This is a genomic window from Thermicanus aegyptius DSM 12793, assembly GCF_000510645.1.
Lineage (GTDB): Bacteria > Bacillota > Bacilli > Thermicanales > Thermicanaceae > Thermicanus > Thermicanus aegyptius.
Genome location: NZ_KI783301.1, coordinates 3623932 through 3637275, shown reverse-complemented (window position 1 = coordinate 3637275; position 13344 = coordinate 3623932). Strand labels below are relative to the sequence as shown.

The following is a 13344-nucleotide window of genomic DNA, read 5'->3' as shown; positions in this document are numbered from 1 at the left end:
TTTCACGCTTACTTATCCAGAACTTCGCCGGATCTTTTCGCAATTCTTACCTTCGTTCCATCTTCCAGAATTCTATATCCAACACGTGTGGGAAGTCCGGTCTTAGGATCGATCGGCATAACGTTGGAAACATGGATGGGAGCTTCCTTGGTAATAATGCCCCCTTGAGGATTGGAAGGATTCGGCTTCTGGTGCTTTTTCACCAGATTGACCCCCTCCACCAAGACTCGGTTTTCTTTCGGGTAAGCGGCGATGACACGCCCTTTCTTTCCCTTATCTTTGCCGGTGATGACCATCACCTGATCTCCTTTTTTCACATGGAGATTTCGCATAGGTGCACCTCCTTCATATCGGCCTTAAAGTACTTCCGGCGCCAGGGATATGATCTTCATAAAATCCCGTTCCCGAAGTTCCCGGGCGACCGGTCCAAAAATACGTGTCCCACGGGGACTTTTATCCTCTTTTACAATTACTGCGGCATTTTCATCAAACCGAATATAGGAACCGTCGGGACGCCGCACCCCTTTTACGGAACGAACCACGACGGCCTTTACGACATCTCCTTTTTTAACAACGCCACCGGGTGTTGCGTTTTTCACAGAGCACACAATGATATCCCCGATATTGGCGTATTTCCTACCGGTGCCGCCCAAGACTTTAATGCACATCAGTTCTTTGGCTCCGGTGTTGTCCGCTACAACCAAGTAGGTTTGCGGTTGAATCATAGGGATTCCCTCCTTTCAGTTTCAGTCATGCCATTAAACGATGACGGCTTTTTCCACGATCTTCACCAGACGAAAGTGTTTGTCACGGGATAAGGGCCGAGTCTCCATGATCATAACCGTATCCCCTATTTTTGCTTCGTTTCGCTCATCATGCGCCTTAAATTTCTTGGAGTATTTCACCCTCTTCCCATAAAGAGGATGGCGCTTATGCGTTTCGACCAAGACCACAATGGTCTTATCCATCTTATCGCTAACCACCTTGCCCACGAAGGTGCGGCGTAATTTGCGTCCTTCTGCCATATTCCTAATCCTCCTTCCCTTATTGTCTAATCCCCAATTCCCGCTCACGGAGAATGGTTTTGGCTCTGGCAATGTTCTTCCTCACTTCGCTGATCCGGTGAGGATTATCCAGTTGCCCTGTCGCCAATTGAAAGCGGAGGTTGAAGAGTTCTTCTTTATATCCGTCGATTTTCTGCTGAATCTCGGCGGAAGTCATATTGCGCAAATCCTTAGCTTTCATTTACTTCACCACCCGTTTCTTCCCGCTTTACAAATTTACATTTAACCGGGAGCTTGTGCATGGCTAGGCGGAGAGCCTCCTTTGCGATTTCTTCCGAGACTCCACCGATTTCAAATAGGACTCTGCCTGGCTTTACAACGGCAACCCACTTTTCCACATTTCCCTTCCCGCTTCCCATCCGGACTTCCAGGGGCTTTTGGGTTACCGGTTTGGAAGGGAAAATTTTGATCCACACTTGACCGCCACGGCGGATATACCGGGTCATCGCAATACGAGCCGCCTCAATCTGCCGGTTGGTGACCCAACCCGGTTCAAGGGCTTGCAATCCATATTCGCCAAAAGCGACTTCTGTGCCACCTTTTGCACGACCCTTCATGCGCCCGCGAAATTCCTTACGGTATTTGGTGCGCTTCGGCATTAACATATTAGTTTCCTCCTTCCGCAGCCTCTTTCGCCTTCCCCTTTACAGGAAGAACCTCTCCGCGATAAATCCATACTTTCACACCAATGACGCCGTAGGTGGTATGCGCCTCCTCAATCGCAAAGTCGATGTCGGCACGAAGGGTATGAAGGGGAACCGTTCCTTCGGAATACCCTTCCGTCCGGGCGATTTCTGCGCCTCCTAAGCGCCCGCTTACCGCAACTTTAACCCCTTTAGCTCCTGCCCGCATAACCCGCTGCATCGCTTGCTTCATCGCTCTCCGGAAGGAAACGCGGTTTTCCAACTGTTTCGCAATCGATTCGGCCACCAATTTCGCATCCAGGTCGGGCTTTTTAATCTCATTCACATTAATATGCACTTTCTTATCGGTCATTTTGGAAATGGCGTTGCGCAGGTTTTCAATTTCTTGGCCCCCTTTACCAATCACCATTCCCGGTTTCGCGGTGTGCAGGGTTAAATTAAGGCGGTTGGCTGCCCGCTCGATTTCGATGTGGGAAATTCCTGCATCGGCCAGTTTTTCCTCAAGGAATTTACGAATTTTAAGGTCTTCGTGAAGCAGTGCGGCGAAATCTTTCTCCGCATACCATCTTGACTCCCAGTCACGGATGATCCCGATCCTTAAACCTACTGGACTTACCTTTTGGCCCACGGTTATCCCTCCTTCTTCTCAGATAATACGACGGTAATATGACTGGAACGCTTTAAGATGGGAGAAGCACTTCCCTTCGCCCGGGGGTGAAATCTCTTTAACGTAGGCCCTTCATCCACATAAATCTCGCTAATATAAAGACGTTCCGGTGCCATCTTGTGGTTATTTTCCGCGTTCGCGATCGCAGACTTCAATAATTTTTCCACCACAGGGGAGGAAGCCTTCGGAGTATGCCTGAGTATAGCCATCGCTTCTCCCACTTCTTTGCCTCGGATGAGGTCAACCACGAGACGTACTTTACGGGGGGCGATTCGCACATACCGGGCTATCGCTTTCGCTTTTTCCATAAACCAACCCTCCTTTACTTGCCGTTTCGATTACTTCTTCGTCTTTTTATCTTCACCGGCGTGGCCTTTAAACGTACGGGTCGGGGCAAATTCCCCCAGCTTGTGACCCACCATATCTTCCGTCACGTATACGGGAACATGTTTCCTCCCGTCATAAACCGCGAAGGTGTGTCCAACGAACTCAGGGAAGATCGTGGAGCGTCGCGACCAGGTTTTGATCACTTTTTTTTCGCCCTTCGCCGTCATCTCTAAAACTTTTTTCATCAAATGATCATCGACAAAAGGACCTTTTTTAAGACTGCGTCCCATGTAGAAAACCCTCCTTTCGATTGACGCTTTATCCCTTCAGAATGACGGATGACTACAAATCCCTTTATTTCTTCCGACGGCGAATAATCAGCTTGTCTGTAGGATTCTTCTTTTTCCTCGTCTTGTATCCCAAGGTCGGTTTGCCCCATGGCGTCATCGGGCTCTTTCTACCAATAGGCGCCCGGCCTTCTCCACCTCCGTGAGGATGGTCAACGGGGTTCATGACGGATCCACGGACAACCGGTCGTTTGCCTAACCAGCGACTCCGCCCCGCCTTCCCGATATTGATCAATTCATGGTCCAGATTCCCTACTTGGCCTACCGTCGCGCGACATTCTTTCCGGATTTTACGGACTTCTCCCGAGGAGAGGCGGATGACTACATAATCCCCGTCCCTGCCTAGAAGCTGCGCCTCAGCCCCGGCCGCCCGCACCAATTGTCCGCCTTTTTTCGGTTTTAACTCGATGTTGTGGATGGTCGTACCAATTGGAATGTTCTCCAGTGGAAGGGCATTTCCGACTTTTATGTCGGCCTGGGGACCCGATTCGATCATATCGCCCACTTTAAGTCCCAGCGGAGCCAAGATATACCGTTTCTCCCCATCCAGATAATGAATCAGGGCGATATTGGCCGTGCGGTTCGGGTCATATTCGATGGTCGCCACTTTTCCAGGCACACCATCTTTATCCCGCTTAAAGTCAATGATTCGATATTTCCGTTTATGTCCGCCACCTTGGTGACGAACGGTGATTTTCCCTTGGTTGTTTCGACCCGCCTTCTTATGCAGGGGGGCTAAAAGAGACTTCTCAGGGGTATCGGTCGTGATTTCTTCAAAGGTAGAGACGGTCATCTGTCGCCGCCCCGGTGAAGTCGGTTTAAATTTCCTAATCGGCATTGTGATTCCCTCCTTCTTGTCGAATTACTCCCGTATCTTAAACCCCTTCAAAAAATTGTAGCGGCTTCGAGTCCGGGGAGAGTTTGACGATGGCTTTCTTTCTCTTGGCCGTATATCCGGAATACCGTCCATACCGTTTAAACCGGCCTGCATAATTCTGGGTATGAACGCTTATTACCTTCACACCGAAAATTTCTTGGACGGCTTGTTTAATTTCGGTCTTGTTGGAGCGAGGATCCACTTCAAAAACGTATTTTTTCTCATTCATCATGTCCGTGGTGCGTTCGGTAATCACCGGTCTCAGGATGATGTCGCGAGGGTTTTTCATTAGGCGAACACCTCCTCTACTTTGTTTACCGCATCTTTGGTCATAACCACCCGATCCACATTTAAGAGATCATATACATTGACACCGGTCGCCGGCACCAGTTTTACCCCAGGGATATTTCGGGCCGATAGACTTAAGGTTTCATTCTTCTCTCCGATGATGACGAGGGCTTTGCGATTTACATTTAGATTCTTGAGGATCTGGACGAATTCCTTCGTCTTTGGTTTCTCCAAGCTTAAGGTATCAAGGACGAGAAGTTCGTTTTCTTTCACTTTGGATGAAAAAGCCGACCTTATGGCGAGACGGCGCATTTTCTTCGGCATGGTAAAGGTGTAACTGCGTGGGGTGGGGCCAAAGACCACTCCTCCGCCTACCCATTGGGGCGCCCGGATGCTTCCCTGTCTTGCCCGTCCGGTTCCTTTCTGACGCCACGGTTTCTTACCGCCCCCGCGGACCAAAGCGCGATTTCTGGTCGCATGAGTCCCCTGGCGCAGAGATGCTTGGTAAAGAACGACCGCTTGATGAAGGACATGGGGATTCGGCTCAATCCCGAAAACCTCATCCTTTAAGTCCATCTCTCCGACGGTTTGGCCATTTTGGTTATATACGGTTACTTTCGGCATGATGATCCTCCTTTCTGTGAAACTTCCTCTCATTTCTTCAACGCATTTCGGACTAAGACGAAACTATTGCGCGGACCAGGAATGGCTCCTTTAATAAAAAGCAAGTTTTTCTCAGGTATCACTTTCACCACGGTCAGGTTTTGGACGGTCACCCGTTCATGACCCATTCTTCCGGCTCCAGGCATCCCTTTAAACACGCGATTGGGGTTGATGGAACCCAGAGAACCCGCTCCCCTGTGGTAGCCGGAACCGTGGGCCATCGGACCCCGAGCTTGGTTATGCCGCTTGATGGCGCCGGCAAATCCTTTCCCTTTGCTCGTACCCACCACATCGACATATTCGCCTTCCGTGAAAAGGTCTGCCCCCAACACTTGTCCTACTTCATATTGACCGATATCGACACCGCGGATTTCGCGGATAAATTTCTTTGGCGTAGTGTTTGCCTTCGCAGCATGGCCCTTCTCCGGCTGATTGGCGCGATGCTCTTTTTTATCCTCAAAGCCTAACTGAATCGCTTCATAACCATCTGTCTCTCGATCTTTTTTCTGAAGAACTACGCAAGGCCCCGCTTGAACGACGGTAACCGGAATTACATCCCCGTTATCGGCGAAGACTTGGGTCATGCCCAGTTTCTTCCCTAGGATCCCTTTGGTCATTGGAAGCGCACCTCCTTTGTTTTCTTTGGATGGTAAAGATCGGATTACAGCTTAATCTCAATGTCGACTCCGGACGGAAGATCAAGACGCATCAAAGCATCCACCGTTTGCGACGTGGGATTGATGATATCAATCAGCCGCTTATGGGTTTTCATCTCAAATTGTTCCCTGGAGTCCTTATACTTGTGGACGGCTCGCAAGATGGTGTAAACCGCCTTTTCCGTAGGCAGCGGAATCGGCCCGGATACCTTAGCCCCGGAGCGTTTCGCGGTTTCCACGATTTTCTCCGCCGATTGATCCAAGATGCGATGATCGTACGCCTTGAGACGAATACGAATCTTTTGTTTCGCCATAGTGTCCCCTCCTTCACGCCTATTTTTTCAATAGACTTCTCCATGAAAATTCCCTGACACCCAAGACAAATGGCCCGGGCGTGTCAGCAACCTTCCACTTCATCACAGTCGTTAAGCCAACAATTCAACATTATATAGAAAATGAGGACATTTATCAAGGGGAATTTTCCTTTTAAAACATTTCCGGAGCACCTTCCCCATTAAGGTGAATTAATTTTATATCTTGTCCATTACTTTCTCCTATTTTCACCATACAAAGCAAATGATATAATGAAAGCGCATTCTATTACATTTTTCACGTAAAGGAGTGAATTCCGGTGAGGAAGGGAGTACGCTCGATTTTCGTTTGGACCGCCATTTCCATTCTTGGGGCCATCGCATTCGGTGTCATCGCGCTGGCAAATGGCGAGTCCATCTCCGCCGCATGGCTTCTCATCGCCGCGGCCGCTTCATATGCCGTAGCTTACCGTTTTTACAGCCGGTTTATCGCCTGGAGAATTTTTCAGCTGGACGATAAGCGGGCAACTCCGGCGGAGGTGATTCATGACGGGAAGGATTTCGTCCCGACGAACAAGTGGGTGTTGTTTGGCCACCATTTCGCGGCGATCGCCGGAGCAGGTCCACTGGTAGGGCCGATCCTCGCCGCACAGATGGGATATCTCCCCGGTACTCTCTGGATTTTGATCGGGGTCGTCTTCGCGGGGGCGGTGCAGGATGCGATCATCCTGATGGCTTCCATGCGCCGCAACGGGAAATCACTCGGTCAAATTGCGAGGGAAGAGATGGGAGCGGTGGGCGGGATGATTACTTCCATCGGTATCCTCGCCATTCTCATCATCATCGTTGCCGTTTTAGGCTTGGTCGTGGTGAAGGCATTAGCCGAATCTCCTTGGGGGGTTTTCACCATCGCCATGACGATTCCGATCGCCATCATCATGGGGATTTATATGCGTTACATCCGTCCCGGAAAGGTATTGGAAGGTTCCCTCATCGGGTTCGTTCTTCTCATGATCTCTTTGTGGGCCGGACAGTATGTGGCTGCCGATCCGGCCATCGCTAAGTTTTTCACATTTGACGCTCCCACCCTCGCCATCCTTATTGCGGTTTATGGATTTATCGCCTCCATCCTGCCGGTCTGGCTCCTCCTCGCCCCCCGGGATTATCTTTCTTCTTTTCTAAAAATCGGAACCATCCTTCTCCTGGCGGTCGGTATTCTCATCGTTTTGCCGGAGCTGAGAATGCCTGCGGTTACCCGCTTCATCGATGGGACCGGCCCCGTCTTTTCCGGACCGCTGTTTCCGTTCTTATTTATTACGATTGCCTGTGGCGCCGTATCCGGTTTTCACTCCTTGGTTTCTTCGGGTACAACCCCCAAGATGATTGAAAAGGAGAGTCATGCCCGGTTGATCGGTTACGGGGCGATGTTGATGGAGTCCGCCGTTGCGGTGATGGCAATGATCGCCGCTGCAGCCTTGGAGCCGGGGCTCTACTTCGCCCTTAACTCTCCGGGAGCGGTGATCGGTACGGATGCCGCGACCGCGGCGGCAAAGATTTCCCAATGGGGTTTTGCCGTCTCCCCCGATCTAATTACCAATACGGCGAAAGAGATCGGAGAAAAAACCATCCTCTCCCGCACCGGTGGAGCTCCCACATTGGCGGTGGGCATGGCGGAGATCTTTACCAATTTCTTGGCAGGGGCAAAAGCGTTTTGGTATCATTTCGCGATTTTGTTTGAGGCGGTCTTTATCCTGACGACCATCGATGCAGGTACGAGGATCGGCCGCTTTATCCTGCAAGATTTGATCGGGAATTTCTATAAACCTTTCGCCAAGACGGAGCACTATGGATATAATGTGATCGCATCCGGACTCTTCACGTTGGCGTGGGCCTATTTCCTCTATCAAGGAGCGGTGGACCCCTTCGGAGGGATCAACTCTCTCTGGGCCCTCTTCGGCATTTCCAATCAGATGTTGGCGGCCATCGCATTGGCCATCGGCACGACGGTCCTGATCAAAATGGGGAAGGCGAGCTATTCGTGGGTTACCTTTATCCCCTTCGTATGGCTGGCGATCACCACCCTATCCGCAGGTTTTATGAAACTCCTCTCCTCCTCACCGGCCATCGGTTTTATCGCCCATGCCAATAAGTTTCAGGCGGCCATCGCTAAGGGTGAGGTGCTCCCCCCGGCGAAAAATATGAATGTAATGTATCAAATTGTGGTGAATGACTGGGTGGATGCGGTGGTAAATGCCGCCTTTATCCTGGTCGTCCTGATCACCATCGTGAATGCCCTCATCCTTTGGTATCGCATGTTGGTCAAAAAGGAGAGTTTACCTCTCATGGAGTCGCCTTATGTTCCTTCCCGCTTAACGACTACCTCAATAAAGGGGTGAGAGGGTTGACGAAGGAATGGTTAAAACAGGTTTCTCTCAACGTGAAGACCATTTTCGGAATGCCGAACTATGAGCTTTACCTGAAACATCACAACGAACATCATCCCGATGAACCGGTGATGAGCGAAAAAGAGTACTATATGTACGCGTTAAAAAATCGGTATGCGAACGGTAAAGTGAACCGCTGCTGCTAGAAAAGGAAGACGTAAAAAAAAAAGAAAGGAAAGGCTGGTCGTATGACCAGCCTTCGTTTGTTTTTTGGAACTCATGCGTGTTTATGAAATGTTATTTAATGATCTTGGTAACGGCACCGGCACCTACCGTATGGCCGCCTTCACGGATAGCGAAGCGAGTCCCTTCTTCAAGGGCGATGGGAGAAATCAGCTCTACTTCCATGGTGACGTTGTCGCCGGGCATCACCATTTCCGTTCCTTCGGGAAGCTTAATGCTCCCGGTTACGTCGGTCGTCCGGAAGTAGAACTGAGGACGATAGCCGCTGAAGAAAGGTTTGTGGCGTCCTCCTTCTTCCTTGGTCAGAATGTAAACCTGCCCTTGGAAAACGGTATGGGGGGTGATGGATCCGGGTTTTGCAAGAACCTGACCACGCTCGACATCCTTACGCTCAATTCCCCGCAGGAGCGCTCCGATGTTATCCCCGGCCTGAGCCTGATCCAGGAGTTTACGGAACATTTCTACGCCGGTTACGGTTGTCTTCTTTGGTTCATCGGTAAGTCCGATGATCTGCACCTCGTCTCCCACTTTGACCACTCCGCGCTCTACACGGCCTGTAGCCACGGTCCCACGTCCGGTAATGGTAAACACGTCTTCCACCGGCATGAGGAACGGTTTGTCCACATCCCGTTCAGGAGTCGGAATGTATTCATCGACGGCATTCATCAGATCGATGATCGATTGCGCCCATTCGCCGTCCGGATTCTCCAAAGCTTTCAATGCAGATCCTTTAATGACCGGAATCTCGTCGCCGGGGAATTCGTATTCGGTGAGGAGATCTCTTACTTCCATCTCTACCAGTTCCAGCAGCTCCTCGTCATCCACCATGTCGACCTTGTTCAAGAAGACGACGATGTAAGGAACGCCTACCTGACGAGCCAGGAGGATATGTTCCCGGGTTTGGGGCATCGGGCCGTCGGCAGCGGATACGACCAAGATCGCTCCATCCATCTGGGCGGCGCCGGTGATCATGTTCTTCACATAGTCGGCGTGTCCGGGGCAATCGACGTGGGCATAGTGCCGCTTATCCGTTTCATATTCCACGTGGGTCGTGTTGATCGTGATCCCACGCGCCTTTTCTTCCGGAGCGTTGTCGATCTGGTCGTAAGCCTTCGCTTCCGCTTTCCCCTGCTTTGCCAAGATGGTGGTGATGGCCGCCGTCAAAGTGGTTTTCCCGTGGTCAACGTGCCCAATGGTTCCGATGTTGACATGGGGCTTGGTACGTTCAAACTTCGCTTTTGCCATTTTGGATTTCCTCCTTAATAGTTCTACTCATTTTTAAAAGTATAGTGGAGATTCGCGCGGAGGTTCAAAACCACGCAAATCCATATAACGAAACGATCGTTGGAATTACTCCCCTTTGTTCTTTTCGATAATTCCTTTCGCGATGTTGGCGGGAACTTCCTCGTAGTGGTCAAATTGCATCGAGTAGGACCCACGTCCTTGGGTTCGGGACCGGAGATTCGTTGCATAGCCGAACATTTCCGCTAACGGAACATACCCGCGGATGATCTGAGCTCCGGAACGGGCTTCCATCCCTTCGATCCGACCCCGACGGGAATTGATATCTCCCATGATGTCGCCCATATATTCTTCGGGTACCGTCACCTCGATCTTAAAGACCGGTTCTAGGAGAACAGGATTACACTTCTTTCCTGCCTCTTTCAATGCGAGGGAACCGGCAATCTTAAAGGCCATCTCGGAAGAGTCCACATCGTGGTACGATCCGTCCACAAGGGTTGCCTTCACGTCGATGAGAGGATACCCTGCGAGGACGCCGCTTTGCATCGCTTCTTCGATCCCCGCTTGTACAGCCGGAATATATTCTTTCGGAACCACTCCGCCGACGATCTTATTTTCAAAGACAAAGCCCTGGCCTCGCTCGAGGGGTTCAAATTCCACCCAGACATGTCCGTATTGCCCGCGTCCTCCGGATTGGCGAATAAATTTCCCTTCCACTTTTGCTTTGGAACGGAAGGTTTCTTTGTAGGCCACTTGAGGGGCTCCCACGTTTGATTCTACCTTAAACTCCCTCCTCATCCGGTCCACGATGATTTCCAGATGGAGTTCGCCCATCCCGGCGATGATGGTTTGTCCCGTCTCTTGGTCGGTCCACGTTTTAAAAGTGGGATCCTCCTCGGCCAGTTTTTGAAGGGCGATGGCCATTTTATCTTGGTCTGCCTTCGATTTGGGCTCGATGGCGATGTTGATGACCGGTTCCGGGAAAGTCATCGACTCGAGGATGATCGGAGCCTTTTCATCACAGAGGGTATCCCCCGTCGTGGTATCCTTCAAACCTACTGCCGCGGCGATATCGCCCGCATAGACCATGTCGATCTCTTGGCGATGGTTGGCATGCATCTGCAGAATCCGGCCGATCCGTTCTCTTTTCCCTTTTGTTGAGTTCAAAACGTAAGAGCCGGAGCTCAGCGTACCGGAATAGACCCGGAAGAAAGTTAGCTTTCCTACATATGGGTCGGACATGATCTTGAAGGCAAGGGCGGAGAAAGGTTCATCGTCGCTGGAATGACGTACGGATTCCTCTTCCGAATCCGGAAGGGTCCCTCGGATCGCCGGAACGTCCAGGGGGGAAGGAAGAAAGTCAACCACGGCATCCAACATGGGTTGAACCCCTTTATTCCGATAGGAGGAACCGCAGAGGACGGGCGTGATCTTCACTTCGCAGGTTCCCTTCCGCAGGGCCCGACGAATCTCCTCTTCCGTAATCTCTTCTCCTTCGAGATACTTCATCATCAGCTCTTCATCCAGCTCAGCCACGGCTTCCAGCAGCTTGCCGTGCCATTCCTCCGCCAGTTCCTTCATATCATCGGGAATTCCCCGCTCTTCACTGCGGGTTCCCAGATCATCGGTGTAATAGATGGCATCCATTTTGATCAAGTCGACCATCCCTACGAAGGTGTCCTCAGCCCCGATGGGGAGTTGGATGGGGACGGCATTGGCATGGAGCCTTTCCCGCATCTGCTTCACGACGCCCAGAAAATCGGCTCCGACGATGTCCATTTTGTTCACATAGGCGATGCGGGGAACGCCGTAGCGGTCCGCCTGCCGCCACACGGTTTCGGACTGAGGTTCAACCCCGCCTTTCGCGTCAAAAACACCTACCGCCCCGTCAAGAACACGAAGGGAACGCTCAACCTCTACGGTGAAGTCTACGTGACCGGGCGTATCAATAATATTGATGCGATGCCCTTTCCAGAACGTAGTCGTCGCAGCGGAGGTAATGGTAATGCCCCGTTCCTGCTCCTGCTCCATCCAGTCCATCGTGGCAGCACCTTCATGAACCTCCCCGATTTTGTGAACGCGGCCTGTATAGAAGAGGATCCGCTCCGTCGTGGTGGTCTTCCCTGCATCGATGTGGGCCATAATCCCTATATTTCGGGTTTTCTCTAAGGGAACTTCCCTAGCCATGATGGTACTCCTTTCTCTTCATAAAAGAGCCTCTTTCAAACTTCATAAGCGCTGTGCCCCACTCAGATCGATTACCACCGGTAGTGGGCAAAGGCTTTGTTCGCTTCTGCCATCTTATGGGTGTCTTCCCGCTTTTTCACGGCTCCCCCTGTGTTATTGGCAGCATCCAGGATCTCTGCAGCTAAACGTTCCTGCATCGTCTTTTCTCCCCGGGTGCGGGAATATTGGACAAGCCAGCGCAGCCCAAGCGTGGTCCGGCGCTCAGGTCTTACTTCCACAGGAACCTGGTAGTTGGCGCCCCCGACCCTGCGTGCCCTTACTTCCAGCACCGGCATGATGTTCTTCAGGGCTTCTTCAAATACTTCCATCGGGTCCCGTCCTGTTCTTTGCCGGATAATCTCAAAAGCTTCGTATAGAATGCGCTCAGCCACCCCACGTTTTCCATCGTACATAAGACGATTGATGAGACGGGTAACCAGCTTGCTGTTATACACAGGATCCGGCAAAACGTCCCGACGGGGTACGGGTCCTTTTCTCGGCATTTCTTTTCCCTCCTTACTTCGTATAAAATTTATCAAGTCGAAACTGTTTCATAAAGGTAAGCCCGTTTTATTTCTTTGCTTTCGGCTTCTTAGCGCCATACTTGGAGCGGCCTTGCTGACGATTGGCAACGCCCGCCGTATCCAATGTTCCGCGAACAATCTTGTAGCGAACGCCAGGAAGATCCTTCACACGACCGCCACGAACCAAGACGACGCTGTGCTCCTGCAGGTTATGCCCGATTCCAGGGATGTAAGCTGTTACTTCAATTTGGTTCGACAAGCGAACACGGGCATATTTCCGAAGCGCAGAGTTTGGTTTTTTCGGGGTCATCGTTCCCACGCGCGTACAGACCCCCCGTTTTTGCGGAGAAGGGAGATCCTTCACTTCTCTATGCAGACTGTCGTAATTTTTAAGGAGAGCCGGGGATTTCGATTTATATGCTTGCTTCTCCCGCCCTTTGCGTACCAATTGATTAATCGTCGGCATCTTTTCACACCTCCTTCTGATTTTAAGACCACAGATCCAGGCGAATCATATCAAGGCAGCAAGAAGAGTTCATCACAAACGGCCGGACCGCCATAACGTTACGATCTAGCCGTTGTGATGGGAAGCGCTACGACGGCAGCCCCCACTTCTATGCCACATGCTCTACCGAGCTTTTTCATCGAATCGACGGTGGTAACGGTCAGGTTCTTCTCCCGGCAACGTTCGAGGATGGGCGACGTTACTCTGCTTTCTGCATCGCTTGCGATGATGACTTCAAGGACCTGGCCTTTTTCGATGGCTTTCATTACTCTCTTGGTACCTACGATTTTTTCTTTCGCCTGTTTCACTTTTTCATAAGACATGGCAATATCCTCCAAAGCGACAGGTCATGCACACACGATGATAGTTTACCATC

The 13344-nt window shown here is 51.1% G+C and carries 20 protein-coding genes; 2 read left to right on the top strand and 18 right to left on the bottom strand.

Annotated elements, in window-relative coordinates; genetic code table 11:
* Window positions 1-8 precede the first annotated feature (8 nt).
* The 13 genes from rplX to rpsJ all read right to left on the bottom strand — a co-directional run bounded on the left by rplX (window position 9) and on the right by rpsJ (window position 5847).
* Window positions 9-332 carry a 50S ribosomal protein L24 gene (rplX, locus tag THEAE_RS0119305; RefSeq protein WP_005583493.1) on the bottom strand — a complete coding sequence of 108 codons (324 nt, stop codon included), beginning with the start codon at window positions 330-332 and terminating at the stop codon, window positions 9-11.
* A 24-nt stretch (window positions 333-356) separates the two neighbouring features.
* Window positions 357-725: a 50S ribosomal protein L14 gene (gene rplN, locus THEAE_RS0119300; RefSeq protein ID WP_005583494.1), complete on the bottom strand. Its 369-nt coding sequence runs from the start codon at window positions 723-725 to the stop codon at window positions 357-359.
* 33 nt (window positions 726-758) lie between these two features.
* Window positions 759-1025, bottom strand: coding sequence for a 30S ribosomal protein S17 (gene rpsQ / locus THEAE_RS0119295; protein ID WP_005583495.1), 267 nt, complete (start codon window positions 1023-1025; stop codon window positions 759-761).
* Window positions 1026-1044: 19 nt separating this feature from the next.
* On the bottom strand, window positions 1045-1245 hold the full coding sequence (rpmC, locus tag THEAE_RS0119290) for a 50S ribosomal protein L29 (RefSeq protein WP_005583496.1): 201 nt from the start codon (window positions 1243-1245) through the stop codon (window positions 1045-1047).
* Window positions 1235-1669, bottom strand: a complete 435-nt coding sequence (gene rplP, locus THEAE_RS0119285) for a 50S ribosomal protein L16 (protein ID WP_028988522.1) — start codon at window positions 1667-1669, stop codon at window positions 1235-1237. The genes rpmC and rplP overlap by 11 nt, the downstream gene beginning before the upstream one ends.
* A 1-nt stretch (window position 1670) precedes the next feature.
* Entirely contained in the window at window positions 1671-2336 is a 666-nt protein-coding gene (gene rpsC / locus THEAE_RS0119280) for a 30S ribosomal protein S3 (RefSeq protein ID WP_005583500.1), read from the bottom strand.
* Window positions 2337-2338: 2 nt separating this feature from the next.
* Window positions 2339-2683, bottom strand: coding sequence for a 50S ribosomal protein L22 (gene rplV / locus THEAE_RS0119275; protein WP_005583502.1), 345 nt, complete (start codon window positions 2681-2683; stop codon window positions 2339-2341).
* A 30-nt stretch (window positions 2684-2713) separates the two neighbouring features.
* Complete coding sequence (gene rpsS / locus THEAE_RS0119270; RefSeq protein ID WP_005583504.1) at window positions 2714-2992, bottom strand: 30S ribosomal protein S19; 279 nt, start codon at window positions 2990-2992, stop codon at window positions 2714-2716.
* Between the two features lie 64 nt (window positions 2993-3056).
* Window positions 3057-3887, bottom strand: coding sequence for a 50S ribosomal protein L2 (rplB, locus tag THEAE_RS0119265; protein WP_005583505.1), 831 nt, complete (start codon window positions 3885-3887; stop codon window positions 3057-3059).
* 37 nt (window positions 3888-3924) lie between these two features.
* Entirely contained in the window at window positions 3925-4215 is a 291-nt protein-coding gene (gene rplW, locus THEAE_RS0119260) for a 50S ribosomal protein L23 (RefSeq protein WP_005583506.1), read from the bottom strand.
* Window positions 4215-4838 (bottom strand): 50S ribosomal protein L4, encoded by a 624-nt coding sequence (rplD, locus tag THEAE_RS0119255; RefSeq protein ID WP_005583507.1) that lies wholly within the window; start codon window positions 4836-4838, stop codon window positions 4215-4217. The genes rplW and rplD overlap by 1 nt, the downstream gene beginning before the upstream one ends.
* 29 nt (window positions 4839-4867) lie before the next feature.
* Window positions 4868-5494 carry a 50S ribosomal protein L3 gene (gene rplC / locus THEAE_RS0119250; RefSeq protein WP_028988521.1) on the bottom strand — a complete coding sequence of 209 codons (627 nt, stop codon included), beginning with the start codon at window positions 5492-5494 and terminating at the stop codon, window positions 4868-4870.
* 44 nt (window positions 5495-5538) lie between these two features.
* Complete coding sequence (rpsJ, locus tag THEAE_RS0119245; RefSeq protein ID WP_005583509.1) at window positions 5539-5847, bottom strand: 30S ribosomal protein S10; 309 nt, start codon at window positions 5845-5847, stop codon at window positions 5539-5541.
* A gap of 317 nt (window positions 5848-6164) precedes the next feature.
* Here rpsJ and THEAE_RS0119240 point away from each other — a divergent pair, with 317 nt between their 5' ends.
* Both THEAE_RS0119240 and THEAE_RS0119235 read left to right on the top strand, forming a co-directional pair.
* Window positions 6165-8240 (top strand): carbon starvation CstA family protein, encoded by a 2076-nt coding sequence (locus THEAE_RS0119240; RefSeq protein WP_028988520.1) that lies wholly within the window; start codon window positions 6165-6167, stop codon window positions 8238-8240.
* Window positions 8237-8434: a YbdD/YjiX family protein gene (locus tag THEAE_RS0119235; protein ID WP_005583511.1), complete on the top strand. Its 198-nt coding sequence runs from the start codon at window positions 8237-8239 to the stop codon at window positions 8432-8434. The genes THEAE_RS0119240 and THEAE_RS0119235 overlap by 4 nt, the downstream gene beginning before the upstream one ends.
* A 91-nt stretch (window positions 8435-8525) precedes the next feature.
* Here the strand turns inward: THEAE_RS0119235 and tuf are convergent, their stop codons facing one another.
* The 5 genes from tuf to THEAE_RS0119210 all read right to left on the bottom strand — a co-directional run bounded on the left by tuf (window position 8526) and on the right by THEAE_RS0119210 (window position 13291).
* On the bottom strand, window positions 8526-9716 hold the full coding sequence (tuf, locus tag THEAE_RS0119230) for an elongation factor Tu (RefSeq protein WP_005583512.1): 1191 nt from the start codon (window positions 9714-9716) through the stop codon (window positions 8526-8528).
* Window positions 9717-9821: 105 nt separating this feature from the next.
* The gene (fusA, locus tag THEAE_RS0119225) at window positions 9822-11900 is read right to left on the bottom strand and encodes an elongation factor G (protein ID WP_028988519.1); all 2079 of its coding nucleotides are present in this window, start codon (window positions 11898-11900) and stop codon (window positions 9822-9824) included.
* A gap of 71 nt (window positions 11901-11971) precedes the next feature.
* Window positions 11972-12442, bottom strand: coding sequence for a 30S ribosomal protein S7 (gene rpsG, locus THEAE_RS0119220; RefSeq protein ID WP_005583514.1), 471 nt, complete (start codon window positions 12440-12442; stop codon window positions 11972-11974).
* Between the two features lie 67 nt (window positions 12443-12509).
* A complete protein-coding gene (gene rpsL, locus THEAE_RS0119215; protein WP_005583515.1) occupies window positions 12510-12929 on the bottom strand; it encodes a 30S ribosomal protein S12 in 420 nt (139 codons plus the stop codon).
* 98 nt (window positions 12930-13027) lie between these two features.
* Window positions 13028-13291, bottom strand: coding sequence for a 50S ribosomal protein L7ae-like protein (locus THEAE_RS0119210; RefSeq protein WP_005583516.1), 264 nt, complete (start codon window positions 13289-13291; stop codon window positions 13028-13030).
* Window positions 13292-13344 lie beyond the last annotated feature (53 nt).

Excerpts from the sequence above, each read along its gene's own strand:
- rplC (WP_028988521.1), bottom strand. The coding sequence starts at position 5,494 with ATGACCAAAGGGATCCTAGGGAAGAAACTGGGCATGACCCAAGTCTTC.
- rplN (WP_005583494.1), bottom strand. The coding sequence starts at position 725 with ATGATTCAACCGCAAACCTACTTGGTTGTAGCGGACAACACCGGAGCC.
- rpsS (WP_005583504.1), bottom strand. The coding sequence starts at position 2,992 with ATGGGACGCAGTCTTAAAAAAGGTCCTTTTGTCGATGATCATTTGATG.
- THEAE_RS0119210 (WP_005583516.1), bottom strand. The coding sequence starts at position 13,291 with ATGTCTTATGAAAAAGTGAAACAGGCGAAAGAAAAAATCGTAGGTACC.
- rpsJ (WP_005583509.1), bottom strand. The coding sequence starts at position 5,847 with ATGGCGAAACAAAAGATTCGTATTCGTCTCAAGGCGTACGATCATCGC.
- rplB (WP_005583505.1), bottom strand. The coding sequence starts at position 3,887 with ATGCCGATTAGGAAATTTAAACCGACTTCACCGGGGCGGCGACAGATG.
- rpsG (WP_005583514.1), bottom strand. The coding sequence starts at position 12,442 with ATGCCGAGAAAAGGACCCGTACCCCGTCGGGACGTTTTGCCGGATCCT.
- fusA (WP_028988519.1), bottom strand. The coding sequence starts at position 11,900 with ATGGCTAGGGAAGTTCCCTTAGAGAAAACCCGAAATATAGGGATTATG.
- rplD (WP_005583507.1), bottom strand. The coding sequence starts at position 4,838 with ATGCCGAAAGTAACCGTATATAACCAAAATGGCCAAACCGTCGGAGAG.
- rpsQ (WP_005583495.1), bottom strand. The coding sequence starts at position 1,025 with ATGGCAGAAGGACGCAAATTACGCCGCACCTTCGTGGGCAAGGTGGTT.
- rplV (WP_005583502.1), bottom strand. The coding sequence starts at position 2,683 with ATGGAAAAAGCGAAAGCGATAGCCCGGTATGTGCGAATCGCCCCCCGT.
- rplP (WP_028988522.1), bottom strand. The coding sequence starts at position 1,669 with ATGTTAATGCCGAAGCGCACCAAATACCGTAAGGAATTTCGCGGGCGC.
- rplW (WP_005583506.1), bottom strand. The coding sequence starts at position 4,215 with ATGAAAAACCCTCGCGACATCATCCTGAGACCGGTGATTACCGAACGC.
- rplX (WP_005583493.1), bottom strand. The coding sequence starts at position 332 with ATGCGAAATCTCCATGTGAAAAAAGGAGATCAGGTGATGGTCATCACC.
- rpsL (WP_005583515.1), bottom strand. The coding sequence starts at position 12,929 with ATGCCGACGATTAATCAATTGGTACGCAAAGGGCGGGAGAAGCAAGCA.
- rpmC (WP_005583496.1), bottom strand. The coding sequence starts at position 1,245 with ATGAAAGCTAAGGATTTGCGCAATATGACTTCCGCCGAGATTCAGCAG.
- tuf (WP_005583512.1), bottom strand. The coding sequence starts at position 9,716 with ATGGCAAAAGCGAAGTTTGAACGTACCAAGCCCCATGTCAACATCGGA.